This is a genomic window from Hymenobacter sp. R533113, assembly GCF_056835965.1.
The window spans coordinates 316920-341628 of sequence record NZ_JAKWBD010000001.1; the positions used below are offsets into that span (position 1 = coordinate 316920).

A 24709-nucleotide genomic window follows, 5' to 3' on the forward strand; every position below is an offset into this window, starting at 1 on the left:
CTACTGCCTCAGTTCATTCGTATGTGGAGTTAGCCATTGTATTGAATAAAAAAGCCCCCCAGAATAGGTTTGGGGGGCTTTTTAACGTTTCTGTTGCTGGTGCACGGAAAGAATGGGGATGCCTTCTACCCGAATGGTATGCACCTCGCGCCCCAGGCCCACGCTATCGGGGTAGGAGTGCGGATAGTTGTGCTGGTGGTGGGTGGTTAGAAAGTAGCGAACTTCCGGGCGGTTGGCATTCCAGACGTATTCAAGCCTGGTTTTCTGGTCTTCGGCCAGCAGCAAAGTGCCGCAGTACAGCATCCACGGGTCGCCACTATAGGTTATTTTTGGGCTAGGGTCGTGGGCGAGAATCCATTCCAGGCCCTGACGGTAGGAGAGGCCCCAGTAGTCGCGGTCGAACTGCTTAATCACGGTATCGGGGGGCAAAAAGCTGAAGTACATGTGCTGGTACGGGTGCATTCTGACCATGCGCACAGCGGTATGAGCCACTTCCAGACCTCCCAGCAGCAAGAGCCCATACGCCAGCCGGCGCCGCGTAGCGGATTGTTGACCAAAGTGTACCAAAGTTCGCACGCCCTGCACCGCAAGCAGCAGCAGGGCCGGGTAGACAAAGTACAGGTGTCGCCAGCCATTGTAAACCACCGAGTGCAGCCCGATAACGAGTAGAATAGGTCCCAGCAGCCAGACGAGAACAAGCAACCCTAGCCGGGCTTGTAGTGAGCGCAGGTAAAGGATACCGCCGCGGAGGCCGGCCCGAACCTCGGAACCCAATCCGAGCCCGGCCGCTACCAAGTACGGCAGAGGCGTCGTGATACTGATCCAGACCGGAATGTAGTGCCACGGGATCTGACTGCCGGACAAATACTGGCCGAAGTAAAAGACGTTGGAGTGCCAGCCAAAATGGCTCATGCTGCGAAAAATTGCTACAAAATTGGCGAGGGGCGCTTCCCAGAGCGCGGGCCAGCCCATCACAACAAAAGCCGCCGCTGCTACCACGTAAACTAACGTGCTCTTGAAGAGCCGCTGCTTAATAAAGCGCTCAGCCTGTGGCCTCAGCAGCAACTCCAGGCCCACCATCCCGAGGGTAAACGCCACAAGCATAACCCCCGGAATGCGCACGTCGATAGTCAGAGCCGTAGCCAAAGCGTGCAGCAGGGCGCGGACGTACGTGGGGTGCCGCAGGAAACAGACCAGGGAGTAGATGCTCAGCGTAAACAGCGCCATGAACACAATATCCTGGGCATTATAGAATGCCTCGGCAAAAAAGCGTGGCGAGAGTACTAATAAAAATGCCGTTAGCAGACCCCAGCGCCAGCTTTGGAAGCGGATTGTACCCAACCCATACAACGCATAAACCCCCGCCACGAAAACCAGAAAAATACATAGGTGGCGCAGCCAATAAGCGGCCTGGGGATCATTGCGCGTAAGCGCAAAATTCAGCAGCGCCATTGGCACCTCGAAGCCCACGCCGTGGTCATTCTCGCTGAAGCCTTTGAGGGCTGGAATAAGCTCACCGCCCGTTTGCCCGCGCACGAGCTCTGGCGCCAGCAATTCGCCCACGTACTTGATGTTTACCATCGCATTGAGCCGATGGCGCGGCTCGTCGGTGGATACGCCGTAGTCGCGGTACAGCAGCAGGCCGGTGAGTAGCAGAAGCCCGAAAAAGAGACCAACTACCCCACGGGCAGTAAGCAACGACTTCAAGAACGAACCTGGAGATGGCATAAGGCAAAAGATAAAGCAGCTTACCAGCGCTTAAATACCGAGAAGATGCGCAAGCCATCGGCCCGGATGGTATATACCTCCCGCCCTAAACTGTCGGGATAAGTCTTGGGGCGTCCGCCGTAGTAATGGTAAGCTGTCAGAAAGTAGCGAGCCTCCGTGGGTGTCTCGGCCTGACTGGGAATGTAGCGGAGACGCGCGCGCTGGCTGGGGGGCAAAATCAGCATGTTATTGTCCAGATAGCTCGGGTTGCCGCTGAGGGTTATCTGCGGGCTGGAGTCGTGGGCGAGCACCCATTCTAAACCTTCTCTATATGACAGGCCCCAATAATCAAGCTCAAACAAGCGCTCAGCCGCGCTGGGGGGCAAAAAGCTGAAATACACGTACTGGTGCGGATGCATTCTGACCATGCGCACTGCGGTATAAGCAACTTCCAACCCTGCCGCAGCGAGTAGCAGCGTGGCGGCCCAGGCCCGCGCTCGGGAAGCGTGGCGCGTGAGAGTATACAGGTACTGCAGGCCCCGAACCGCCAGGATTAACAGCGCTGGATAAATGAAGAACAGATGCCGCCAGGCATTATAAATAATTGAATTCAGCCCAACAACCAGCAACGGCGGCACCAACAGCCACAGCAGCAACAGCAGGCTTTGGCGGGAATCAGGCGCCCCCAACCAAGTGCGCCACGATTGGAGCAAGAGCCGCAAAGTGAGCAAAAAGCCCCCACGGCCGCCAGCGTGTACGTCAGCGGCGTCGTGACCAGAATCCACCCCGGAATGTAGTGCCAGGGCAGCGAATCGGTTGGTACGTGAATGATATTTCCCCAATACAGAAGCCCCCCGGAAAGGGTAGCTTTTCAGGCTACGAAACGAGTGCAGTAAGTTGGCAACTGGTGCCTCCCAAAGCGCCGGCCACCCAATAAACACCAGCACCGGCGCAACAGCCAGACACAGCAGCGCACCACGTACAAGTTGTTGGTTGGTTACCCGTTTCTCGGTTGGCAGCAACAGTTCCAAGCTCACCATACCCACGGTAAAAGCCACCAGCAGCACACCCAGAATCCGGATATCCACGGCCAGGGCAGTGACCAAGGCGTGCAGCAATGCCCGCCGGTAAGAAGGCTGCCGCAAGAAGCGCAGTAGCGTATAAATGCCCCAAGTGAACAGCGCCATAAAGACGATGTCCTTGGGGTTGTAAAAACTATCGGCAAAAAGACGGGGCGAAAGCACCAGCAGCAGCGCCGTGAGTAGCCTCCAACGCCAGCTTCTCAGGTAAAGGCTGCTTAGCAGAAACAGGGCATACACCCCGGCCACGAAGATTAGAAAGATGCATAGGTGCCGCATGTAATAAGCACTTTGCGAATCGCTGCGCGTGAACAGGAAGCTCAGCACGGCCATGGGCACCTCAAACGCTACCCCATGGGTGTTGTCAACAAACCCTTTTAACGGGGGAATGAGCTGGTAGCCAGCTTGCTGGCGGGCCAAATCGGGCGCTACCAGTTCGGTGATGTACTTGACATTGATCATCCCATTCAGCCGGTCGATGCGCTCATCAGCAGATACGCCGTAGTCGCGGTGCAGCAGCAGGCCCGTGACTAGGAGCAGTCCGAAAAATAAGCCCGTAATCAGACGTTGATGACGAGCGGGCAAAAGCTTGTTGATCAAGCTGCTGAGGAAGGGCAAGCTGATTTGGGATTAAATGTATAAGAACCGTAGAGACGCGATACTTCGCGTCTTGGTGTTGAACGATTTGCGCTGCGCTGATCAAGCAGCCTCAGCAACGCCAAGACGCGAAGTGTCGCGTCTCTACACCGTTCGGCCAACTTAATCAGCTTCTTAAAAATCCGTGTCCAGCCCTAGTCGGTGCTTCATCTCGCGCAACGACGGAAACTTCTCGGCCAGGTACTCAAACTTATCGGCCGAGGTGTACAGCTTGCGCGCCGTCGGCGCCTGCTCCGTGATTATAGGCTGCACATTAAGGCGCGGGTAGCCCGTACGACGGCGCAGCTCGGTCAGAAACTCCTGCCGAAAATCGTTGAACTGATCAATTTGAATGGGGTTATCCACCGCCAGTTCAATCACATGCTGCTCGTTGGCAGTCACGTCCCGATTCAGAACCATGTACTCGCTCATGCGGTCCTGAGCCCGCTTTTCCTCTTTCAATTCCTGCCACACGCGCCGCAGTAGCTCTCCATCCACGGTGGGCAGACCAAGAGCCGGACCGCTCGGCTCCGCCACTTCCTGGGGGGCATTTTTAACCACCGCCGCCTGCTGAGCTACCTGGGCTTTCAGGTCTTTAAGGCTCGGAATTTTGGATGCGCCATTTCGTGGCATCAGAGAAGGTGCCAGCGAGGGACTGGGGGGCATTTTTGGCACTGTTTGCTCCGGCTCGTGACCAGCCATGCTGGGCGCGCCGGTATCCACATGCGGAACGCTGTCCAGCACCTGATGCTGCGCCGTCGGCAAATCAGCCTCTTCGTCTTCGATGCTGGGCGTGTCGTGCAATTCCTCCACGCCGCTTTCCACCGGAATTATCTCCTCCGGATCGGCCGGGGCCGAAATAAGTTCTGACTCTGGCAGAGCAGCACTGGGGGGCATTTTAGCTGCTCCATTGCTCGCAACCGCAGCCGTGGGCACTCCCGCACCTGACATAACTGCTGGCCGTGCCGCCGATCCACCAACTGCCGCCCCATTAGACGAAGCAGCCGCTCCCGAAGCGCCATTCGTAGCTATTTCATGTGGCTGGGGGGCAATTTGCGGAGCTGCGCCGGTTACACTACTTTTTTAGCCTCGCCGTTGGCTGACCCATTAGAACCAGCGCCCAGCTCGCGGGCAAACTGCACCGCTCCATTGAGATACGTCAGCTTCATCAGCATCAGCTCCACATGCAAGCGCTGATTCTTGGCCTGCTTAAACTCCCGGTCGCACTGACTTACCAGGTTCAGGGCCGAGAGCAGGAATGGCAGCGGAGCCGCTTGGGCCTGCTGCACGTAGCGCACCCGAATACCCTCGGATACTTCCAGCAGCTGCACCGTCACGGGGTCTTTGCACACCAGCAAGCCCCGCAGATGCTCGGCCGTGCCCACCACGAAGTTGTGCAGGTCGAAGCCGTTCTGCATGATTTCCTCCAGCAAAAGCAAGGAGCCGGACAGGTTTTCACTCACCAGAAAATCGACCAGCCGGAAGTAATACTCATAGTCCAGAATGTGCAGATTCTGCACTACATCCTGGTAGCGCAAGGAGTTGCCCGAAAACGTGACCATCTGATCAAAGATGGACAGCGCATCGCGCAAAGCGCCATCGGCTTTTTGGGCCACTAAATGCAGGGCGTCGGGCTCAGCCGTAATCTGCTCTTGCTTTGCGATGTAGCCCAGGTGCCCCACAATGTCATCGACCCGAATCCGGTTGAAGTCGAATATCTGGCAGCGCGACAAAATCGTGGGGATGATCTTGTGGCGCTCGGTGGTGGCCAGGATGAAAATGGCGTAGGAGGGCGGCTCTTCCAGGGTCTTCAAAAACGCATTGAAGGCCGCGTTGGAGAGCATGTGCACCTCGTCAATAATATAGATCTTGTACTTGCCGGTCTGCGGGGCGTAGCGTACCTGCTCCACCAGCGAGCGGATATCTTCTACCGAGTTGTTGGAGGCCGCATCCAGCTCGTGCACGTTGAACGACGCATTCTGGTTGAACGAGCGGCAGGATTCGCACTGGTCGCAGGCTTCAGTTTCGGGCGTGAGGTGCTGGCAGTTGATGGTCTTGGCCAGAATACGGGCGCAGGTAGTTTTGCCCACCCCACGGGGGCCACAAAACAGGAAGGCCTGGGCCAGATGATTGCTGACAATGGCATTTTGCAGCGTGGTAGTCACGTGCTGCTGCCCCACCACACTCCGAAAGGTGGCAGGCCGGTACTTACGGGCCGAAACGACGAAATTTTCCATACTTCTATCTACAAAGATAGCTAATCCAACTGGCGCATCCGATTGCGTTTTGGGCATTGCTGCCACAGAAAATCCTTAGCCGTATTTCTGCTGATAGAGTATTGTAATTATTTTATGTAATTGAATATCAATCGAATAATCAGTGTATCAGATTGACTTAGAGGAAATTCATGCCTACCTTTTTGCCACCATAGCAGCTAACGGATTGGAGCTAATAGGTCAGCTACTAAGACGCCGCACAGGTTTGGCGTTTCGGCAAGCACTTTCCTTTAGTAGTTATGGAAGTGGTACCGCATACAGACTGATTGCTTTATCAGCACACGCATTCAGGCATCCCAATACCAAGCAGTTTTCCCATTCTTCTTATTGGCAGCTAGTATGCTTTCCGTCCTGCCTCATTGCGGCCTCAATAGTCCTCTCTAACCTTTATCCTATGAGTCCCAAAGGTTTATTCCTGACGATTTGGTTGCTGGTGCTAAGTGTGCCTGCCTGGACGCAAACTGCACCCGCTACCCGCCCCGAAACTGGTTTTCTCAAACGTACCGTCACGATAGGCCAGCGCACCTACGGCTACCGCGTGTATGTGCCCGAAAATTATAAGCCTGACAAAGCTTACCCGGTCGTGCTCTACTTGCACGGAGTAGGCCAGTGGGGCCAAGACAACGAGCTACAGATGGGCGGTCCAAATCTGGGCAGCGTTATTCAACTGTACGCCAACAAACAGGCAGTATACAATCAGTTTCTGGCAGTGTTTCCGCAGGAGCCGGAACCTGAAATATGGTTTGGAGAAGGCGCGGAGCAAGCCCTAAAGGCCCTGGATCAGACCGTAGCAGAGTTTAAGGCCGACCCTACCCGGCTATATGTAACGGGACTATCGATGGGTGGGTACGGGGCATGGTATCTCACGGCCAAATACCCTGGCAAGTTTGCCGCTATGGCACCGGCGGCCGGGGGCGTGGTGGTTCCGGACTGGTTCGACCAAGCTTTTCCGTCGCCTATGCTGACTGCTTATAGGGGTCAGCCACTATATGCTTATGCGGCCACTGCCAAGGCGGTAGGCAATACCCCTGTCTGGATATTTCATGGGGCCAAGGACGAAGTGGTGCCCGTGACGGAAGCGCGGCAGATGGCAGCCGCTCTTAAAGACGCGGGCCACCCAGCCCAGTATACCGAATACGAGGCGGAAGGACATTTTATAGCCGATAAGATGTACACCGATCCTGCCTTTTGGCAGTGGCTGCTGGCCCAGCAGCTGCCCAGTGCTACGTCGCCGGCCGCTGCTACCGTGCCGCGTAGCAGACCACGCACGGCAAGCCCTAAATAGTTAATTACGAGACAGAGCGACTATTTCCCTTACATAAAACCAGCGTCCGTATGAACTCATCCTTCCTGAAAAATTGCGCTGTGATTCTGGCTGCATTGGCCTCTGTCAGTGCCCAGGCTCAAACCATCTTGTCCGCGGCGCCCGCAGTACCAGCTACCGACACCTATTTCGGAGGGAAGGTGGAGGACCCTTACCGCAACCTGGAAAACCTGCAAGACCCGGCCGTAGCAGCCTGGATGAAGGCCCAGAGCGAGTACGCGCGCAAGACGCTGGATGCCATTCCCGGTCGGCAAGGACTCATCGACAAAATGATGGAATTCGACAAGCGCAAAGCCACGCGCGTCGGCAAACTGCTGGTGGCCGACAACGACCGGTATTTCTATTAGGACTTACGCACTTAGTAGTAACTTGAGAAAAAGCCTGGCTTTATGGTGACGCAAGCGACTTACATCGAGTACCTGCTTAGTACGCCCCGCAATTATACGTGTACGCACTTGGCCGAGCACCTGTCGCAGGTGAGCCACGATCAAGTGAACCGATTTCTGCGCCGCAGCTCGTTTTCGCCCACGCAGTTGCGCGAGTTGGTCTTGCCCTTGCTCCACGACTCGCCGGAGGCCTTTTTGCTGGTCGATGATAGCGTGCAGGACAAGCGCTACAGTCGCTTCATTGAAGTAGCCAAACGCCAGTATTCGGGCAACGAACATGGCCTGGTCACCGGCATCTGCCTGGTTAACCTGGTCCACAGCAGCGGACAGGCCGGGGATTTTCTGCCCCTGGACTACCGCGTCTATGCCCCGGAGCTGGATGGCCTGACCAAAAACGAGCATTTCCAGGCCATGTTCGCCCACGTCGTGGCGGAAAATAAAATTCAGGCCCGCACGCTCCTGTTCGATGCCTGGTACAGCGGCAGCGACAACCTGAAGCTGATTCAGCGGGCCGGTTGGACGTTTTTCACGACCCTGAAAAGCAACCGGTTAGTGAGTGCCAGCAAAGAGGGGGGCTACCAGTCCCTGGCCGACGTAGCCCCGCCGCCGGGTGGGTGGAGCACCGGCTTGGAAGTACGCTTGCAGAAGGTGCCGTTTGCGGTGCGCTTGTTCCGGCTGGTCGCCCCAAACGGCGACATTGAATGGGTCGTGACCAACAACTTCGCCTTTACGCTTACCCAACCGCTGGTCGAGGCCACCACCCGCACCCGCTGGCAGGTGGAAGAGTTTCACCGCAGCTTCAAGCAGCTGACCGGGGCCGAGAAATGCCAGTGCCGCCGTGCCCAGGCCCAGCGCAACCATCTGGCCTGCTGCTACCTGGCGTGGGTGTCCCTGCGCGAGTTTGCCCGATCAACGGCCCAAACGATTTATCAGGCCCACCAGCACCAATGGGCTCCCTACTTGAGCCAGCTGCTCGCCAAGCCCCTCATTCCTGCCCTGCTCCCCGCAAGTGCGTAAGTCCTATCTATCTAAAAACCCGTCCCCAGGACCAGCAGCCCAAGCTCTATTGCCGCGATGGCTACAAAGGAGAAGAAGTGCTACTCTTCGACCCAGAGAGTTTTGAGAAAGGCAAAGTGTTTACTATCAATGCCTTTTCTCCTTCCTTTGATGGGTCGAAGGTGGTCTTTGGAATCAGCGAAAAAGGCTCGGAGATAGGGCAAGGGCTAGTAATGGAGGTGAAAACTAAAAAGCTGTACCCCGAGCGCCTTGCGCGGCTATCCTTAGTTGAGGCTGGCGAATGGCTGCCCGATAACACCAGCTATACCTACACGCCCCTCAACAGCGCCGACGTACAGGATGGCGCCGCCCGCCTGAATACCCAGTCGCTGCTGCACCGCGTAAGTACCCCACAAAGTCAGGATAAGGCGGTGTTCTCGTCTAAAACGGCGCCCGAACTGGCCATTAAGCCCGAGGAATATCCGTTTGCTTTCTACGACAAAGACAGCAAGCTCCTTATTGGCGTGCTTTACACCGTAGATCGGTATCTGAAGGCCCACTACGCGCCGGCGACTGAGCTGAAAAATGCCAAAATTGCCTGGAAGCCCTTGTTCAAGCCGGAGCAGGAAGTAACCGCCGTGGTTGCCGACGACCAGTACCTTTACTTCACGACGTCGAAAGACGCGCCGCGGCAGAAAATAATGCGCACGTCTGTCGCCAAGCCCGACGTAGCCACGGCCGAAGTGCTGGTGCCCGGAAGTCCCGAAGAGGCCATACTCGACGAGCAACTGAAAACCACCAAAGACGGGCTTTACTTTGTGCGCTCCCGCAACGGCGTGCAAGCCAAGCTCTACTTTGTGGCGAAAAATTCGAAAACGGTGCGCGAGCTGAAGCTGCCGCAAACGGCCGGCCGGCTGGAGCTAGTAGCTAAAAATGCTCAGTCATCGGATTTGTGGGTGACCATGGGCGGTTGGACGGCTGACCGCAAGCGCTACCGCTACGACGTGGCCAGCGACAAGTTTGTGCCCGAGCCGCTGTCGTCGGAGGCACAGTACCCCGAGTACGCCGACTTGGTGGTAGAAGAGCTGATGGTGCCCTCCCACGACGGCACGCTGGTGCCGCTTTCTGTCATATACAAGAAAGGCTTGAAGCGCGACGGTACCGCCCCCACGCTGATGGTAGGCTACGGCGCGTATTCCCGCTCAATGGAGCCCTCGTTCCTGCCACCTTTCTTGCTCTGGACCCAACAGGGCGGCATTTTGGCCTGCCCGCACGTGCGCGGGGGCGGCGAGCTAGGCGAGGATTGGCACAAAGCCGGGCAGAAAGCTACCAAGCCTAATACCTGGAAAGACCTGATTGCCTGCGCCGAATACTTGAACAAAAATGGCTACACCGCCCCCGGAAAAATTGCCATCAACGGCGGCAGCGCGGGTGGCATCCTTATCGGCCGGGCCATGACGGAGCGCCCGGACTTATTTGCCGCCGCCATTCCGGAAGTGGGTATTTTGAACGCCGTGCGCATGGAAAACTCGCCCAACGGCCCCGCCAACGTGCCGGAATTTGGTACTATGCAAAAGGAAGATGAAGCCAAAGCCCTGCTGGAAATGGATGCTTACCTGCACCTGAAGCCAGCCACGAAGTATCCTGCCACGCTGGTCACGGCCGGCATGAACGACCCGCGCGTCATTGCCTGGCAGCCGGCCAAGTTCGCGGCGCGCCTGCAAGCCAGCACCGCCTCCGGCAAGCCCGTGCTGTTCTTTACCGACTACGCCGCCGGCCACGGCATCGGCGACTCCAAGCAGAAGCAGTTTGAAAGTATTGCCGACCTGATGGCCTTTGGCCTGTGGCAAACTGGGGCGCCAGCATTTCAGCCCAAAGCCACGGCAGTGAAGTGATGCAATTGATAGTTAAAAGGTAGCCTGCTTACTATGAGTTGGGGCGTAGCACTGGCCCAGTAGATTCATGCGGTGGCCGCGACGGTGATTACGGGGTGGCCTTATCAGTAACTATATCTCCAGGCCTATCGGGCGGAACAAATTTGCCCCCCGGCAACGTTTTCCCGATGCTGTGCGTACATTCGCACCCCGCGCTTCGGGGCGGGTATCGTTCTTTCTAATTTGGGGCTGACTGGAATTGACAGCTTGTGCAGGTCGCGAGTAAGCGTGTCGGGAGTTGAATGGATCTCCCGCAAAAAAGTCATTCGAACAGTAAATGGCGAGTATAGCTACGCCATGGCTGCTTAGTCTAGGTACTAAGTAATGCCATCGTTCCGCATCCGTCCGCCTTTTCACGGGTGAGCACGGGACGTCGTAAGTAAAGGGCTAGTTTGGGCAGAGGTGTGATGCTCAGGCGAAAACAACTGCATCTAAGGGAAATTCAAAGGCCTGATGTGCGCCCGGATTTCCCCGACAATTCAAGCATAGATACACACGTAGAAAGCTCGTCGGTTTCCTTGTCTGGACCAGGGTTCAAGATTCGGACCTCCCAACCGGTGACGGTTGGGTAATAAAGCGGATGAATTCAGGGAAAGCTACGTCGGTTGCTTGCAGCCGATATGCCAATCCTGAGCCAAGCCGGCCGTACACGGCCGGAAGGTGCAGAGACTACCGGGGGACTAGAGCGTCCTTAATTACCGGCTAGAGCGTCCGCCTTCTCCCGTTGCTGGGAGAAGAAGAGATAGTCCACGCCGTTAGGAAACTAGCGGAAACAAGCCAGGCGAATCCCTGCAGCTCCACATAAAAAAAGCCCTCCGGTTTCGGGGGCTTTTTTTGTGTGGTTACACTACTACATTCTAGGTTGTGCTAGGCTCCTTTTTAAACAAGTATTCAGATGTCTGACTGTCGCCATATCTCCTGCATCGTAGTGATGCACCTTTAGGCTAGGTAATTCCGATTTGTCTAAAAGGAACCGCTCGTTTCCTTCTCTGTCAATGAATAAATACTTCTCGCTTACAGCGCCTAAGAAGATGAGAAATGGTTTACTAGTCGCAACCTTTTCCTTCATATCTTCAGTCATTACATAATTATATTCTTTGCCTGATCGAATTCTAGCTGCCTCAATCTGGCCGGAAACGACTGAATTTATGGTTAATAAGATAGCGCTGTAAAGAAAAAATATATTGGCTGTTTTTTGAATAAGGAAATCACCGTTCCTTTCCGTCTCATCTTTAAGGTGAAATTGAAATATTAGATACAGGATTATAATTAAGAATGAAGCAACAATAGATAGGGACATGCCGACGAATATGTTTTCTGGAAATTGACAAAAAAATACAAGTAATAATGGTGTAATAATACTTAAAAACGTCACCAATTTCTTTGTATTTGAAGAAAGTTTAAAGGTTTTATTTACTGCTAAAACCACTGCTATAGTTAATAAAATCAGGAAACAAAATATTGATAATATCCAGACTCCTGCGTAGCGTAAAGGGTATGCAATACCTTTTATTATATCTTCTACAGCCATGTATTGAAACACATTTATATCAAAGTTGCTCCAGAAGGATAAGTAATAAGCAACTGACAGGAAAAATAGAAATCCTAGTACAGATGCAGTAGATTTTATCATTGCAGATAGAGTTTAACAACAAAAAGCCTGGCCATTAGGCCAGGCTTTCATTTAAGTATTTGTTCTTGCGTACCAAGAAGAGGTCAATTATGCGGAGCTATTTAGGCTCTATCTTCTGATGTGGATGCTTTGCCATGTTAATGGCCGACACCGATACCGTTGCAGCAGAAGCAAGTAGCGCAACAATGCTAACGACAATAGCTAACGTTTCCATGATGAAGTAGTATGGGTTGCTGAAGCTATGATTTTAATCAGGGCAACAAATATAGCCGATGATTTTTGATTATGTAACGCTATAACTACTGAATATGTTTGAACAAACCTAATACCAGTTATAAATATGCCATTGGAAAGGCAAAATGACCATATTCGCCCAACATAATGTCCTAGGGGTTCTTTACTACTTTCCTTCACAGTGTTTTCCGCCTGTAATAGCACTAAGTTATAGTGCTTATAGCTCTACAAAAACCTCCGACCTCGGAGGCCCATTTGTTTGAAGCCGCACAGGATAACCAAGAAAAATGCCCCCCAGGCTGGTCCGCCTACGACACCACCTCATACGTCATCACGGGCAGAGCCTTGTTCTTAAGCGTGAATTCCTGCACGGGCTGGCATTGAAACGACTCTTTCACCTTTTGATAGGTAGCCTCCGTAATGAGAATCTGCCCTGGCTGCGCTACTGACTGCAAGCGTTGGCCCAGATTCACAACATCGCCGATGACGGTATAATCCAGGCGCTTCAGCGAGGCCGAACCGATATTGCCCGATACGACTTCTCCCGTGCTGATGCCGATGGCTACATCGGGCCGGTATGTGATGCCATCGGGGAGGGGCTCCGAGTTGGTTTGGAGCAAGGTCCGCACCGAGAGCACCGCATCGATGGCGCGGTCGAGGTGAAAGGTGCCCCGGAATACGGCCATTACGGCGTCGCCCATAAACTTGTCGATGTAGCCGCCTTGGGTAATGATTTCCTTCACCATCTGATCGAAGTACATATTCAGCAAGCGCACCAACGCATCGGCCTGGAGCTTCTCGCCCAGCGCAGTGAAGCCGCAGATATCAATAAAAACCACCGTGGCCTCAATACTTTCGCTGGCCATCAGGCGGTTTTCCAGGCCGGGGCGGGCCATAAAGTTGATGACCGTTTCGTCCACGTACATTTTCAGGATGTTGTTTTCCTGAATAGCCCGAAGCGTCTCGCGCAGTTGCTTTACCTGCCCGATCGTCTTCTCCAGCGTCACTTCCAGGTCAGCAAAATCGACGGGTTTGCACACAAAGTCGAAGGCGCCGCGGTTCATGGCCGTACGGATGTTCTGCATATCGCCATAGGCCGAAACTATCACGGTTTTAAGGATCGGATTTACCTCCGGCAGCTTGGTGAGCAGGGTCAGCCCATCCATCACGGGCATATTGATATCGGAGAGCACAATATCGACATCGGGCTGCTCCCTGAGCTTATCCAGCGCCTGCTGCCCATCGTGGGCAAACCGAAACTCATACGTGCCTTCGCGAATCTTGCGTCGAAACTTCTGCTTGATAAGCAGCTCTAAATCAGCCTCATCGTCTACCACCAGTATCTTAGTCTTCATAGCGTGACTTTCAGGTATTATCCAAAAGAAGTAGTTTTTGCCTTAACGTAGCAAAATCAAGCGGCTTTGATAAAAAATCATTGGCCCCCAGCTTCATAGCCGTGTCGTAGCTCTCGGCATCGGCATAAGCGGTAATCATCATCACCGAGGGAGGCGGATCAGGATGATCTTTCTTAATGTGGCGAAGCAGCTCCAGGCCACTCATGCCCGGCATGTTAATGTCGGACAAAATCAGCACTACTTCCGAGTAATGCGGTTCCTGTTCCAAATACGATAAGGCTTCCTCGCCGGAAAAAGCGAAAGAAAACGAAAATATTCCCTCCCGGATTTCCCGCCGAAAGCGCTGCTCAAACAGCAGTTGTACGTCAGCCTCATCATCGACAACCAGGATCTTTCTCATGTGGAATAACTTAGCGTTTGTGTCTGTACGTGCTCCTGGCTTATGGGCAGGGATACTGCAAACTCCGTGTACTCTCCCGGCTTCGTCGCAACCGTGAGGGTACCGCTGTGGCCTTTGGTGATGATGTCGTAGCTGAGCGAGAGGCCCAAACCGGTTCCCTCGCCGGGGGGCTTGGTAGTGAAAAAGGGGTGGAATATTTTTTGGCGGATAACATCTGGTATTCCCATACCATTGTCCTTCACCCAGACGCCTACCTGCTCATTGGGCAGGCGCTTGGTGGCCACGCACACCTCGGGCCGGTAGCCTGCCTGTTCTAGCCTTTGCCGCTGCTGAACGGCATAAAAAGCGTTGTTGATCAGGTTGAGCAGTACTCGGCCTATTTCCTGCGGCACAAGCTCTACGAGGCCCAGATTCTTGTCAAAATCGGTGGTGAGGGTGGCGTTGAAGTCTTTGTGCTTGGCGCGCAGGCCGTGGTAGGCCAGGCGCAGGTACTCGTCGGCCAAGGCGTTCAGATCCGTGGGCTGCCGCTCCCCCCGACTCGCGCGCGAATGCTCCAGCATGCCTTTCACAATGCTGTCGGCCCGCTTGCCATGGTAGGTTATCTTCTCAAGGTTTTGCGATAGGTCATCAACCAGCTCTGCGGCCGATTTTCGCTCCTTATCAGGCAAGCTGAGCAAGGGGCCGGCTGTTAGCTCCGTCAATAGATCTACTCCTACCTCGGCAAAGTTGTTGACGAAGTTTAAGGGGTTCTGAATCTCGTGGGCGATGCCGGCTGTCAGCTCGCCCAGCGAGGCCATTTTCTCGCTTTGAATCAGCTGCTGCTGCATGGCTTGCAGGTTGCTCAGGGTTTGCTGCAAATCGGCTGTGCGCTGCTGCACCTGCTGTTCCAGCAGCTCATTCTGCTGCGCCAGCAATTGCTGCTTTTCCTCCTGTTGGGCCGTAGCCTGGGCCGAAAGCCGGCGTACCTGGGCCAGCTTAATCATGAGCAGACGACTGTCCAGGGCAAATCGGCAGGCCAGGAACAGTGAAATAGCCAGCACGGGACACAAAAAAGCGGCGAACGTAAGCATGGTATGCACCGGAATACCCAGCACCTCCTGCCGAAGAATTTCTGACTGGAGTATAGACAGCAAAGCAAACGTCAACAGAAGCACGAAGGCGATGCCAAAGCCCAGAGCGATAATGCCCGCAGCCCGTTTGGCCTGCCGAAGGGCGCCCAGCGTAATACGCAGCTGCTCCGCCGTAACAAGCAGCATAAAGCCGACAGTAGGATACCAGCTCAGCCCCTGACAAAACATCAAGAGTAACAGGCTGAAAATATTAGCTATCCAGAGGCCATAGTAAATGCCCCCCACTCGCATGTAAAAGAAGCTGTAGAGCGCCCGAACGGCCAACACGCTCCCTATCTGCAGACTCGCGTAGGATACGATATCCATTCCAAGCCGTAGCCCATGCGCGCCGATATCATCCAGAAAACCAGTACAGAAAAAGGCGCTGGCTTCAGCCATGGTATATAGCGCGAAGTAAAAATTAGCCCGCTGATTGGGGTTATATACATAGAACGCGACATGCAGCGTGCTAAGCAGGAGCAGCGCCCCAAAAAGGAGCATGTCGGCCACTTTATATTTGGACTCCAACTGAAAATTCTCCTCGATCTGCGCTAGTCCGGCCAGGCGTGCCTGAAAGAAAGTAGGAACAAAAAAATCGTTGAAAGAGGAGAAGGGTGCCCAATGAGCAACCCGAACGGCCAATACCTGTTCGCCCTCATCAGCAAGGGGTAACTCGATAGGCTCCCGGTTGGGCCAATAGGCTTTTACCAGCACGGGGATAGAGCTAACTACTCCGTACTGACGCAGCAGTTTGCCATTCAGGTAGACCTCCGAGGCGGCGTATTGGGAAATGCTCAGTATCAGGGCTTGGCGCTGAAGCTCGGGGCTTACCCGAAAGCGCAGCCGCAGCCAGCCAAATCCCGCCTGCTGCACCTGCGGGAGCCGCCGGGGCGGGAGAGTCGGGTTGATCGGTTGCCAGCTCCGGTCGTCCGTTTCCAGCTTAGCCCATTGCTCATCGTCGCCAGCTTGGAATTTCCAGCCCTTGTCAAGCACAATGCCATTGGGGGGCATTTTATCGAAATAGACCGCCTCGGTAGTGCTCGGTTGTGCTATTCCTGCCCGTAGGACACAAACCAGTACCAGCAGCAACAGAGCTTTTATGGGCAGGTAGCAGTGCATAATAGGCAGTATTGCTTCTGATGCGGTGGCGAGAAATTCCAGCTACAACAGCTGGTTATGCTCGTAGTATGATAGAATGCTTATGCTTTAGTTGGGCATAAGTGCAACGGCCTAAGCAGATACATCATTCATCCTGCTTAAAGTCTCAGAGTCAATATTATGACTACTAAATATAGTATGATTATAAACGGAACAATTATAAATGAATCCGTTTCAACTAAATTACTTATTCTTAGCCAATCGGCATACCTGTTTCTCTCCACAAGCAACGATAGCCAAATGCGCTTGTCATTTCAGTAACACCCGCGCTGTTCTACTCTTAGTCAGTTAGTTCTGTTATGCTCACACTTCACAAGTCGGCTGGGGATGGTATTTCGGCTGGACTTCTGGCTAAGGTGGCTTCGCCCTTCAAGGAGCTGTGGAAGCGCATCATCAATATAGGTATCCACGAGGGACTTACTGAATGGCAAGGGAAGCGGGTGCGGCTGCTGAATGGAATTAGCGCTATTACCATTACCATCTATGCCGGCTACGTTGCCGTGTTCTTCAACTCGCCGGACTGGCTGACGTTTCGGATCTGCCTGGCGGGCGTGTTCCTGAATTTGCCCCCTTGATTCTCAATTACTATCGGCGCTATAACATCTCCGCGTATTACTGTATCCTGATTGTCACGGCGTTGTGCTCCTTTATTGCCATTGCCCGCAGGTACGATGGCGTCGAGTATTACCTGATTTCCAACAGCATTGTAGCCATGCTGTTCTTCCGCAGGTTCTGGAAAATACTCATGCTGTTTTCGCTTAATGTAGCCGCCTATTTTGCGGTGCGTTACGCCATGCAATATGTGCAACCCTTTCTGTATGTGAAGGATAGTACCTACTTCTACAATGCCAATGTGGTGCTGTTTTTCATGACGCTGTTTTTTGTGGTGTACTACTTCCGCGCCGAAAACTTTCGGCAGGAACAGATGCTTAGCCAGAAAAATGAAACCCTGGGCCAGTCGCTGGAGCATTTGCAGAACACGCAGGCCCAACTCGTGCAGCAGGAAAAGCTAGCCTCCCTGGGCGCCCTCACCGCCGGCATTGCCCACGAGATTCAGAACCCGCTCAACTTCGTCGATAACTTCTCGGAGGTAGGGATGGAGCTGGTGGAAGAGCTGCGCCAGGAGCTGGACCGCGAGCCCATTTCGGAGAAGCGCAAGGTTATGATAACGCTGCTGCTGGATGATCTGGCCCAAAGCCAGAAGAAGGTAAATGAGCACGCCGACCGCGCCGGCAATATCGTGCGGGGTATGCTCCTGCATTCGCGCGCTAGTCGGGGCGAGCGGCAGCCCACGGATCTGAACGCATTGGCCGATGAGTACCTGCGCCTGGCCTACCACGGCCTGCGCGCCAAGCACAAAGACTTCAACGCCACCCTCACCACCGATTTCAACCTGCAACTAAGGCCTGTAACCGTGGTAGTCGAGGATATCAGCCGGGTGCTGCTGAATTTGTTCACGAATGCTTTTTACGCTATTCATAAAAAAGCCTCCCAACTGCCGCCCGGCACTTATAAGCCAACCGTGTCGGTGAGTACGCAGCGGGCGGTGAATGGCGTGTTGCTGCGGGTGCGCGACAATGGCACCGGCATCCCGCTGGATGTGATTGACAGGATCTTTCACCCCTTTTTCACCACTAAGCCGCCGGGCGAAGGCACGGGACTAGGCCTCTCGCTCAGCTACGACATTGTCACCAAAGGCCACGGCGGCACCCTCACGGTGAACTCAGAATTTGGGGAGTATAGCGAGTTTACGGTGTGGCTGCCCGCGGCGCGCGCCTAAAAAAGCCCCCCAGCAGTTAAGCTGTAGAGACGCGACACTTCGCGTCTCCGCGCTGAACGACCGACAGCGTGTCAACTAAACAACCGAAGGTCAGCAGAGCTAACGCGGAGACGCGAAGTATCGCGTCTCTACATCGTTTCAGAAAACAACACTAAATGGTAGGGAATTATCCTACGTGAAAAAAGCCCCCAAGCTGGTTTATCTGCGCTTTAAAGTCGGATAAACCAGCTTGGGGGCTTTTTAAAAATAAAGTTGATGGCTTCCTGTAACCTTCGCGAGTTGGCGCGGTGTCCACATCAAAATAAGCCCAAAAACTACCTCCTCCCGGTTGAACTCGCTCACAGACAATGCGCTCATGCTTCGGGTGAAGGCCGGAGACGTGGACCGGATGGGGTTGCTCTTTGAGCGCTACCACCGCAAGCTGTTCGGCTTTCTGTATCACATGCTGGGCCAGGCCGATGCCAGCGAAGACCTGGTGCAAACGGTGTTCTACCGGATGCTGAAATACCGTCACACCTTCACTGGCGACGGGGAGTTCAGAACCTGGATGTATCACTTGGCCCGCAACGTGCTGGCCGACCATGTGAAGAAGAATCGGCACGCGGTTCGGCACTCCGACGTGGCTGATTATGCGGAGAAAATCGGGGGTGGGATAGGAGCTGATGAGCAATTACAGCGCGAGCAGGAAGTAGCTACCCTGCACTGCGCCCTGGCCCGGCTAAGTGCCGAAAACCGCGAGGTGCTGGTGCTGAGCCGTTTCCAGGAATTGAAATACGAGGAAATAGCCCGCGTGATGAACACGACCGAAGGGGCCGTGAAGGTGCGGGTGCACCGGGCAATGAATGAGTTGCAGACAATCTATCTGCGAATTGAAAACTGACGGGAAGGCCATGAACTGCGACCACATAAAAGAACAATTACCCGACTACCTGAACCACCAGCTGCCGGATGCCGAACGGTTTGCTTTGGAAACTCACGTAGCCAAATGCCCCGAGTGCCAGGAAGAGCTGCAAGCCATGCAGCAGATGTGGCAGATGCTGGGCAGCATGCCTGTGCCGGAGCCGAGCGAAAACCTGCGCCCCGAGTTCTATGCCATGCTCGCTTCCTATAAAGAAACCATGCCAGCGGCGTCGGCTAAGCCGCTCGGGGGCTTTTTTGAATGGCTGCAAGGGTTGTTGGTGCCCCAGCACGCGGTGCGGCTGGCGTATGGCCTCAGCTTGCTGGCTATTGGGCTGGTAGGTGGGTATTGGCTGAATAATAAAAAAACGGCCACACCTGAGCAGCAGCAACTCGCGACGCTGACCACGCAGGTAGAGCAAATGCGCCAGGTGATGCTGCTGTCGCTCATCAAAAACCCTTCGGCCAGTGAGCGGCTGCGGGCCGTGAGCTACACCAAGGAAATAAGCGGCCCCAACGACCGCGTGATTGACGCTCTGCTCAGCACCCTCAACCACGACGATAACGTGAACGTGCGCCTCGCCACGCTGGAAGCCTTAGCCGAGCTGGCCAATGAGCCGAAAGTTCGGATGGGGCTGGTGCAGTCGCTGCCGCGGCAGGAGTCGCCGCTGGTGCAGTCGGCTCTGGCCGATGTGATGGTGCAGCTCCAGGAAAAGCGGTCGGTGCAGCCTCTGCGCCGCCTGCTCCAGCAGCCTGACCTGAACCAGACGGTGAAAGATAAAATCAAAGAAAGCATCAAAACCTTGTCCACGGGCCAGCCAGCCGCGCCCTCAACTTCAACCGACTACGATGAAACGTTCCTTTCTCCCCAGCCTGACTGGTCTGCTGGTGCTATTGTCTAGCTGCCAGCTTTGGGCCCAAAACCGTGAAAACACGGAAAAGATTAACAAAGAGTTTACGCTCACCAGCGACGCATCTCGCAGCACACTGGCCGTGTACAACATCTTCGGCTCGGTGCGCGTGCAGGGCTACAGCGGCAATAAAGTGGTCATAGAAGCCACCAAAACCATCACTGGCCCCGATGGTAAAACCATAGAGCAGGGCGTAAAAGAGGTGAAGCTGGGCTTTGAGCAGCGCGGCGACAGCGTCATCGCCTACATCGCCGAGCCTTACGACTCGCGCCCCAACCGCAATAACAACCGCAACAATAACCACGAAATCGACTACAAAGCCACCATCGATTATGTAGTGAAAGTGCCCTCGCAAATGCATGTGCACGTCTCGACAGTAAACGATGGCGAGGTGATGGTGCAGGATGTCAGCGGCTCATTGCGGGCCTACAACGTGAATGGGGCCGTAACGCTCAAAAATGTGAGGGGCACCACGAAAGCACGCACCGTAAACGGCAACGTGGAAGCTATTTACCTGGCCAGTCCACCTGAAGCCTCATCCTACAACACCATCAATGGGGATATCAAAGTGACGTACCCCGCCAACCTCTCGGCAGATGTGCATTTCAAAAGTATGCACGGCGAGCTGTTCACGGACTTTCCCGAGGTAGAAACCCTGCCGGTTCAAGTCACTCAAAATAAGCAAAGTACCGGCAGCGGTACCAAATACAAATTAACCAAGGACACAGCAGTACGGCTGGGCAAGGGTGGAAAGGACTTCCGTTTCGAAACCCTCAACGGCGACGTGACCATCAAACAGCAACCCCAATGAAATCTCCTTTGCATAATCAATCCCGCCTTCGCCAAACCCTCCAAGCCAGTCTGTTAGCACTACTCCTGAGCTCCTCACTGCCGCTTCTGGCCCAAACCCGGGAGAAAACCAAGGAGCAGGTGAAAGAGCAGATAAAAGAGCAGGTAGTCGTGGCTCTGACCTCGCCCGGCAAGCCCGGAATGCTGAGCGTGAAACTGGTTGGTGGCTCCATCAGCGTGATGGGCTACAACGGAAAAGACGTCGTGATCGAAGCTTCGGCCCGCAGCGAACAACGCAGCAGAGGCACTTCCTCAGGCGAGAATACTTCCGGCATGCGCCGCATTGACCGCAACCCCAGCTTCGATCTGACCGCCGAGGAAAGAGACAATAAGGTCTATATCAAGACCAACTCCTGGCAGCAGCCTATCGACTTGGTTATCAAAGTTCCGCAGCAGTTTTCGCTGAAAATCGGCACGGTGCAGGACGGCGACATTATAGTGGAAAACGTGAGTGGAGAGCTGGAAGTCAGCAACGTGAATGGGAGCGTGCAGCTCAGGCAGGTATCGGGTTCGGCGGTGGCCAATACGGTGAATGGCTCTGTGGTGGCGACTTTCAAAAACGTGACCAGCGGCGCGCCCATGGCCTTTTCTACCGTGAATGGCAAAGTTGACGTGACCTTCCCAGCCAACGCCAAAGCGGCCTTCAAGATGAAGTCGGACTTCGGCGAGATTTATAGCGACTTCGATCTAGCCACGGAGAAAAGCGCTCCGAAAGTCAATCGGACAGCTCAGGGCGGCACCTACCGCGTCAGCACCGACGATTGGAGCTACGGCAAGATCAACGGTGGCGGTGCCGAGGTGATGATGAAGTCGCTAAACGGCAACCTGTACATCCGCAAGGCGAAGTAGAGAGGTTGTCAGATGTAGAAACGCAAAATCTTGCGTCTCGTCGTTGAACGATAATCGGCCGTCAGATCAAGGATGACATAGTAAAAAATGAAGCTGTTTAGGAAGTCAAAAGAACGACATGCTGAGCTTGCCGAAGCATCTCTCCCGCTTCGTTTAGGCAGTTCAATGAAGCGGGAGAGATGCTTCGGCAAGCTCAGCATGACGGACTGCCTAATTTCAGCCACTTCCTGAACAGCTTCAATATTAAAAAACGACCCTAGAGCGCATCCTTGATTACTGCTACGGCTTCGCGTAGGGCCAGATCCTTACGCAGCGGCTTCACAAAACGAGCAGCACGGTTGGTCAACGTGGTGTCGACAGTAGTGGCCGTAGAGGCCTTGAGGTTGAGGGGGCAATTTCCAGGGCCGGCAGCAGCTTTTGCGACTCCGTGTACTTTTTGGAAGCGGCGCGCGTCAGTTCCTGCTCGGCCCGGTAGCCCGCCAGATTCAGGGAAACCTTGGTGTCGTTCTTGCGCTTTTGCATCCGCTGTACTGATTCCGTAATGAGTTTTAAGCCTGGACTGGTGGCCACGCGGTTATTACTAGCGGCTACCAGCTGCGGCAGGGAAGCAGCCCCCGCCCACGTCTTATAAGGAGCAGGCGCAATTTCGTCCCAAGGCAATGGATACTCGGTATCTTTTTCCCCGTCGCCGAGCGTGCTGTAGGCATCCGGCACCACTACATCCGGTATCACGCCTTTGAACTGCGTGGAGCCGCCATTGATGCGGTAGTACTTCTGCACCGTCAGCTTGAGTGAGCCAAAAGGCTTCAGGTTGTCGAAGGTGGCCGGCAGCACCTGGTCTAAGTCGAACATCTGCTGCACGGTGCCTTTGCCGTAGGTGGTGTTGCCCAGAATAAGTCCCCGCTGATAATCCTGGATAGCGGCGGCCAGAATCTCGGAAGCGGAAGCGCTGTACTTGTTTACCAGCACTACCAGCGGGCCTTCGTACTGCACCTCATTGTCGGGGTCGCCAATAATCTGGGCGGGGCGCTGCCGGCTTTTTATCTGTACCATCGGGCCGTTTTTCACGAATAAGCCCGCCATTTCTACCGCATCCTGCAAGGAGCCGCCCCCGTTGAAGCGCAGATCGAGCACGACGCCCTGCACCCCCGCTTTCTTCAGCTTTTCTAATTCGTTCTTTACATCGTTGGCCGAGCTGCGGCCGCCGTTGTGGTTGAAATCGGCATAAAAGCTGGGCAGAAAAATATAGCCGATTTTGCGCCCGCCTTCATTCACCACCGCCGACTGCGCATAGGTGTCCTCGATAATGACTACGTCGCGGATGATGCTGATAACGTGGGTGCTGGCATCGGGCTTGCGCACTGTCAGGCGCACTTCCGTGCCTTTCTTGCCCCGAATCAGCTTCACCACTTTATCCCGGCGCATGCCGCTTATGTCCACCGGCTCCGCATCGCCTTGCCCCACCCGCAGGATGATGTCGCCGGTTTTGAGCTCGCCCTGCCGGTAGGCCGCGCTGCCCGGCACTATATCCGCCACCGAAATCTGGCCATCTTTCTCATTGAGTAAAGCCCCGGTGCCTTCAAGGCGGCCCGTGAGCGCAATATCAAAGTTGTCTTTGTCCTGGGGGGCAAAATATTCGGTGTGCGGGTCGTAGGCGTTTGTGAGAGCAGAGGCATAGAGCGCCAGGCGGTCAGCCGCGTCGGTTTGCTTTATGTCGCTGAACCACTCGTCATAGTATTTCAGTACGCGCTTGCGGGCATCCACTTCCAGCTCGGCCGCAGTGCGCTTGGTTATGGGGCCAGCTTGCTTAGAAGCTAAGGGTTTTTCGGCTTTTTTAGCTTGCTCGTCCATCATTTCTGACACCTGCACCAGCGTTTGATATTTGAGCAGCCGGTGCCAGTAATCGCGGCGCGCGGCGGCGTCGGCAGGGTAGTCGAGCTTGTCGGGGTCGGTTTCAAACGATTCGGCTATGGTCAAATCGAACGGCGTGGCCAGCAGCTCGCGGTACATCGTTTGGGTTTCCGCGATGCGCTGCTCAATCAGTTTGGTGCTCAGGTCCAGAAATGGATGGTCGCCTTGCTTCAACTCATCATCGAGCGCATTCTGATACTTGCGAAGCTGCTGCGCATCGGCTTGTAGCAGGAAGCGATGACCTGAATCCAGGCGCTTCAGATACAGCTCAAACACCCGTTGCGAGAACTTGTCGTCGACGGGCAGAGGCTGGTAATGTGCTTCGCTTAAACCCTGCACCAGCGTTTTCAACAACACCTCATCCTTCGGATTCTCCGCCTGCACGCTGCTCGACCTTAGCCACGAAGGCGGCGAGTTGAAGGCCGTTAAACCAGAAATACCGAGGAGCAGAACGGTGCCGTAGGTAGCAATAGCGCGGGAGGAAAGCATGGCGGAGCGAGTAAAAACGGAGAAAAGCAGGGTGAAAAGCCGATCAGGACACCTAGCAATAAGATACGAAGAATTCAGCTACAACATATATGGAGCCGGAATAGGATAAAGATGGAATCATAGTAGGCAGGTTGTTCCGATGCGGAAAATTATTTCGGTTGTGTGCAACTTCAATGATATGTCATAGTCTGTAGTACGAAATCTTTCGTGATGCTAAGCGAAATCCTCTTTTACTCTCTCGACCGGGCCATCCGCCAGTACCGCAAGTTTGCGCAAGCCAACATTGATCGGGCCGGTATCAACATCACCGTAGACCAGTGGCTGGTGCTGCGCGTGATTGAAGAGCACAACGATTTAACCCAAGCCGACATAGCCGACCGGATTTTCAAGGATCAGGCATCAGTGGCCCGCATTATTGCCCTGCTGCTGAAGCGGGGCCTGCTAAGGTCCGAGCCGTTGCCCAACGATGGTCGGCGCACCCGGCTGCGGGTAACCGCGGCGGGCCACGACACGCTGGTGGCCGTGCAGCCAGTGGTGCTGAGCAACCGCGCTACTGCACTGGAAGGCCTAAGCGAAGCCACCCTGGACCAGATGCGGCAGGGCTTGGAGCGCGTCTATACGAATTGCTTACCTCCTCAGGAAGCACTTGCGGAAGCAACTCAACTATCACCCGCTGCTGACAAGCCCTTGCCTGCTGTAAAGAGTTCTTAAGCACATTAGAGGCGTTTTTTATGGTTGCAAGTTATCGTCCGCCGCCTGCCTGCTAGGCCGTTTTGCCCCCGGCTTCTTTGTAAGC

Annotated in this window: 20 protein-coding genes and 1 other RNA gene; 12 read left to right on the forward strand and 9 right to left on the reverse strand. The window is 54.6% G+C overall.

Annotation, left to right across the window (positions count from 1 at the left end):
• Positions 1-81: 81 nt before the first annotated feature.
• From MKZ35_RS01410 to MKZ35_RS01425, 4 genes are all read right to left on the reverse strand, one after another.
• Entirely contained in the window at positions 82-1728 is a 1647-nt protein-coding gene (locus MKZ35_RS01410) for a hypothetical protein (protein WP_482511444.1), read from the reverse strand.
• A gap of 20 nt (positions 1729-1748) precedes the next feature.
• Positions 1749-3386: a hypothetical protein gene (locus tag MKZ35_RS01415; RefSeq protein ID WP_482511445.1), complete on the reverse strand. Its 1638-nt coding sequence runs from the start codon at positions 3384-3386 to the stop codon at positions 1749-1751.
• 171 nt (positions 3387-3557) lie between these two features.
• Complete coding sequence (locus tag MKZ35_RS01420; protein ID WP_482511446.1) at positions 3558-4319, reverse strand: hypothetical protein; 762 nt, start codon at positions 4317-4319, stop codon at positions 3558-3560.
• Positions 4320-4492: 173 nt separating this feature from the next.
• Positions 4493-5659 carry a DNA polymerase III subunit gamma/tau gene (locus tag MKZ35_RS01425; RefSeq protein ID WP_482511447.1) on the reverse strand — a complete coding sequence of 389 codons (1167 nt, stop codon included), beginning with the start codon at positions 5657-5659 and terminating at the stop codon, positions 4493-4495.
• A 433-nt stretch (positions 5660-6092) separates the two neighbouring features.
• Between MKZ35_RS01425 and MKZ35_RS01430 the strand changes: the two genes are divergently transcribed.
• The 5 genes from MKZ35_RS01430 (at position 6093) to ssrA (ending at position 10891) form a co-directional block, all read left to right on the forward strand.
• Complete coding sequence (locus MKZ35_RS01430; protein ID WP_482511448.1) at positions 6093-6983, forward strand: carboxylesterase family protein; 891 nt, start codon at positions 6093-6095, stop codon at positions 6981-6983.
• Positions 6984-7033: 50 nt separating this feature from the next.
• Positions 7034-7369: a hypothetical protein gene (locus tag MKZ35_RS01435; RefSeq protein ID WP_482511449.1), complete on the forward strand. Its 336-nt coding sequence runs from the start codon at positions 7034-7036 to the stop codon at positions 7367-7369.
• Positions 7370-7411: 42 nt separating this feature from the next.
• Positions 7412-8425, forward strand: a complete 1014-nt coding sequence (locus MKZ35_RS01440; RefSeq protein ID WP_482511450.1) for an IS701 family transposase — start codon at positions 7412-7414, stop codon at positions 8423-8425.
• The gene (locus MKZ35_RS01445; RefSeq protein ID WP_482511451.1) at positions 8356-10299 is read left to right on the forward strand and encodes a prolyl oligopeptidase family serine peptidase; all 1944 of its coding nucleotides are present in this window, start codon (positions 8356-8358) and stop codon (positions 10297-10299) included. The genes MKZ35_RS01440 and MKZ35_RS01445 overlap by 70 nt, the downstream gene beginning before the upstream one ends.
• A 231-nt stretch (positions 10300-10530) precedes the next feature.
• Positions 10531-10891, forward strand: a transfer-messenger RNA (tmRNA) gene (gene ssrA / locus MKZ35_RS01450).
• A gap of 297 nt (positions 10892-11188) precedes the next feature.
• On the opposite strand, the gene MKZ35_RS01455 is transcribed toward ssrA, so the two are convergent.
• The 4 genes from MKZ35_RS01455 to MKZ35_RS01470 all read right to left on the reverse strand — a co-directional run bounded on the left by MKZ35_RS01455 (position 11189) and on the right by MKZ35_RS01470 (position 16188).
• A complete protein-coding gene (locus MKZ35_RS01455; RefSeq protein ID WP_482511452.1) occupies positions 11189-11971 on the reverse strand; it encodes a hypothetical protein in 783 nt (260 codons plus the stop codon).
• 542 nt (positions 11972-12513) lie between these two features.
• Positions 12514-13560, reverse strand: coding sequence for an adenylate/guanylate cyclase domain-containing protein (locus tag MKZ35_RS01460; protein ID WP_482511453.1), 1047 nt, complete (start codon positions 13558-13560; stop codon positions 12514-12516).
• A 10-nt stretch (positions 13561-13570) separates the two neighbouring features.
• Positions 13571-13960, reverse strand: a complete 390-nt coding sequence (locus MKZ35_RS01465; RefSeq protein WP_482511454.1) for a response regulator — start codon at positions 13958-13960, stop codon at positions 13571-13573.
• Positions 13957-16188 (reverse strand): sensor histidine kinase, encoded by a 2232-nt coding sequence (locus MKZ35_RS01470; RefSeq protein ID WP_482511455.1) that lies wholly within the window; start codon positions 16186-16188, stop codon positions 13957-13959. Before MKZ35_RS01470 ends, MKZ35_RS01465 begins: the two co-directional genes overlap by 4 nt.
• Before the next feature lie 338 nt (positions 16189-16526).
• Between MKZ35_RS01470 and MKZ35_RS01475 the strand changes: the two genes are divergently transcribed.
• From MKZ35_RS01475 to MKZ35_RS01500, 6 genes are all read left to right on the forward strand, one after another.
• Complete coding sequence (locus tag MKZ35_RS01475; RefSeq protein WP_482511456.1) at positions 16527-16802, forward strand: hypothetical protein; 276 nt, start codon at positions 16527-16529, stop codon at positions 16800-16802.
• Positions 16799-18007: a sensor histidine kinase gene (locus MKZ35_RS01480; RefSeq protein ID WP_482511457.1), complete on the forward strand. Its 1209-nt coding sequence runs from the start codon at positions 16799-16801 to the stop codon at positions 18005-18007. Before MKZ35_RS01475 ends, MKZ35_RS01480 begins: the two co-directional genes overlap by 4 nt.
• A gap of 355 nt (positions 18008-18362) precedes the next feature.
• Positions 18363-18887 (forward strand): RNA polymerase sigma factor, encoded by a 525-nt coding sequence (locus MKZ35_RS01485; protein ID WP_482512245.1) that lies wholly within the window; start codon positions 18363-18365, stop codon positions 18885-18887.
• Entirely contained in the window at positions 18877-19806 is a 930-nt protein-coding gene (locus MKZ35_RS01490; protein ID WP_482511458.1) for a HEAT repeat domain-containing protein, read from the forward strand. Before MKZ35_RS01485 ends, MKZ35_RS01490 begins: the two co-directional genes overlap by 11 nt.
• On the forward strand, positions 19754-20626 hold the full coding sequence (locus tag MKZ35_RS01495; RefSeq protein WP_482511459.1) for a DUF4097 family beta strand repeat-containing protein: 873 nt from the start codon (positions 19754-19756) through the stop codon (positions 20624-20626). Before MKZ35_RS01490 ends, MKZ35_RS01495 begins: the two co-directional genes overlap by 53 nt.
• Positions 20623-21513, forward strand: a complete 891-nt coding sequence (locus tag MKZ35_RS01500) for a DUF4097 family beta strand repeat-containing protein (RefSeq protein WP_482511460.1) — start codon at positions 20623-20625, stop codon at positions 21511-21513. The genes MKZ35_RS01495 and MKZ35_RS01500 overlap by 4 nt, the downstream gene beginning before the upstream one ends.
• Before the next feature lie 342 nt (positions 21514-21855).
• On the opposite strand, the gene MKZ35_RS01505 is transcribed toward MKZ35_RS01500, so the two are convergent.
• On the reverse strand, positions 21856-23913 hold the full coding sequence (locus MKZ35_RS01505) for a carboxy terminal-processing peptidase (RefSeq protein WP_482511461.1): 2058 nt from the start codon (positions 23911-23913) through the stop codon (positions 21856-21858).
• A 210-nt stretch (positions 23914-24123) separates the two neighbouring features.
• On the opposite strand from MKZ35_RS01505, the gene MKZ35_RS01510 reads away from it, so the two are divergent.
• Entirely contained in the window at positions 24124-24624 is a 501-nt protein-coding gene (locus tag MKZ35_RS01510; RefSeq protein ID WP_482511462.1) for a MarR family winged helix-turn-helix transcriptional regulator, read from the forward strand.
• Positions 24625-24709: the final 85 nt, after the last annotated feature.